This window comes from Desulfuromonas sp. TF (assembly GCF_000472285.1).
In the GTDB taxonomy this organism is placed as follows: domain Bacteria; phylum Desulfobacterota; class Desulfuromonadia; order Desulfuromonadales; family ATBO01; genus ATBO01.
On record NZ_KI421421.1, the window covers coordinates 1 to 2,108 of the forward strand.

Here is a 2,108-nt window from a genome sequence, read left to right on the forward strand (position 1 = left end):
ATGAAGGCCTTGCCGGCCGCCATGAAGCGGTAGTCGCAGGCCATGGCCAGCTCGCACCCCCCGCCCAGGGCGTGGCCGTTGATGGCGGCGATCACCACCTTCTTCATGCCGCTGAGCAGGTTGTTGGCATTCTGCAGCAGTTTGGAGAACGCCTCGGAATCGCTCTGGTTCATGGCCGCCATCTGTTTGATGTCGGCTCCGGCGATGAAGGCCTTCTCCAGGGCGCTCGTGATGACCACGACGGTGACATCGTCCATCTTGTCGACTTCGCTGAAGGCGCTGAAGAGCTCCAGGCCGAATTCGCCGTTGAGGGGGTTGGTGGGTGGGCGGTTGAGACTGATGGTCAGGACCCGCTTGTCCTGTTTCATGGTGATGAACTGGTATCCCATTCGCTTCGCTCCGTTATCGGTGGTCAGTTATTCAAAGGTCCAAGGTCCGGGATCGGTCCTTTAGCCGACTTTCAGCACCAAGGCCGCGGCGGTGTCGCCGGCGGCACAGCCGGCGAAGAGCAGATAACCGCCCCCCTTCTGAACCAGCTCCTCGACCCCCTCGATGACCAGGCGGGCGCCGGTGGGCGCCTGGGGGTGGCCGTAGATGAGCGAGGAGCCGTAGTTGTTCATGCTGTCGACATCGAGGCCCATGACCTTGGCCATGACCACGTCGTTGGCGGCGAAGGGGTTGTGGGTCTTGACGGCGCCAAGGTCCGCAGCCTTGAGGCCGGCATTTTCGAGGGCCATCTGCGCCGACGGGGCGACGGCGGCCGCCATGTGGGCCTTCCTGGCCCGGGCAAAGCCGAAGGAGACGAGCTGGACTTCAACGCCGGGATTGGTGCTCAGTTCCCGGGCCCTCTCGCGGGTGGTGACCGAGATGCCGCAGTTGCCGTCGGCCGGGTGGGTCTGGGCCCCGAAGGTGTGAACTCCGTCGGACAGGACCGGTCGCAGCCCGGCCAGCCCTTCAGGGGTGCTGAGGGTGATTCCCTCGTCCGCCTCCAGAGTGACGGTCTTTTTCTTCGAGATCCGCACCTCGGCGGCAAACATGTAGCGCTTCTGGAAGGCCCGGTCATTGGCCAGGGCGTCGTGATACTGCGCCTGGCGGCGCAGGGTGATGGCGTCGCATTCCTCGCGGGTGACGCCGTACTCTCTGCTGACGTTCTCCGCGGTCTCGATCATGGAAGTTCCCCCCCACGGGTCTTTGGCGACGTTGTCCATGAACCAGTCCTCGGTGACGACCTGGCCGCCAGGGCCATTGGGGTTGGGCCAACTGGCATGGGGGCCGTTGGAGCAGCGGTCGGCCAGCAGGCACCAGCTGTTGGCGAACATCCCCGTTTCGATCCCCATCCCGGCCTGGTAAATAGTCGTGGTCGGGGTCGAGCAGGCCTGGCTGACCAGGACGCCCGGCGTCTCGGCAGCACCCATCATGGCAGCGGCCCAGGGGCCGCTGTAGAACCACTGCTTCTGGTAGACGGTGCTGCCGACCAGAACATAGTCGAGCATCCGGGGATTCCATCCCTTGGACTCGAAGAAGCGCCTGGAGGTGTCGGCCCCCAGAACGATCGCGTTCTCGTTGGCCAGGGTACCCTGCCAGCGAGCGAAAGGGGTGCTGTAATAACCCCCATAGGGGATATAAGCTTTTGTCAACATTTGTAAATTCTCCTGTGATTTAGATGAGCGCCCGCCCGGGTACTTGAACTAATCCCAGTTGGCGACCATCATTGTCCCTTTTTCATCGAGGTGCTTCTGCATGTTGAAAGCCTTGTAGAGCATGTGCGGCTGATGGGCGCTGCCGCTGGCCACGCACTCCCGAGTGGCGCGATCGAAGTAGTCCTGCAGGATCGGCCGGTACGCGGGGTGAGCGCATTTGTCGATGATGCGCTGGGCCCTTTGTTTGGGGGCCAGACCGCGCAGGTCGGCGAGTCCCTGCTCGGTCACCAGCACGTCGAGATCATGCTCGGTATGATCCACATGGGTCACCATGGGAACGACGCAGCTGATGCCGTTGGGGTCGGTCTTCGAGGGGCGGGTCGAGGGGGGGTGCATGATGGAGAGATAGGCGTTGCGCATGAAATCCCCAGAGCCGCCGACGCCGTTGAGCAGACGCGAACCGTTGAC

The 2,108-nt window shown here is 63.2% G+C and carries 2 protein-coding genes and 1 pseudogene; all 3 read right to left on the minus strand.

Features of this window, described 5'->3' with window-relative positions; all coding sequences use genetic code 11:
* A partial coding sequence (locus DTF_RS0111220) for an enoyl-CoA hydratase/isomerase family protein (protein WP_027715394.1) occupies window positions 1–389 on the minus strand: 389 nt, incomplete at its 3' end.
* 60 nt (window positions 390–449) lie between these two features.
* The gene (locus tag DTF_RS0111225; protein ID WP_027715395.1) at window positions 450–1,640 is read right to left on the minus strand and encodes a thiolase family protein; all 1,191 of its coding nucleotides are present in this window, start codon (window positions 1,638–1,640) and stop codon (window positions 450–452) included.
* 48 nt (window positions 1,641–1,688) lie between these two features.
* Window positions 1,689–2,032: pseudogene (locus tag DTF_RS27245) on the minus strand (acetyl-CoA hydrolase/transferase C-terminal domain-containing protein); the annotation flags it as partial.
* Window positions 2,033–2,108: the final 76 nt, after the last annotated feature.

What these genes read in the sequence shown, in the direction of transcription:
- DTF_RS0111225 (WP_027715395.1), bottom strand. Translation starts at nt 1,640, where the DNA reads ATGTTGACAAAAGCTTATATCCCCTATGGGGGTTATTACAGCACCCCT.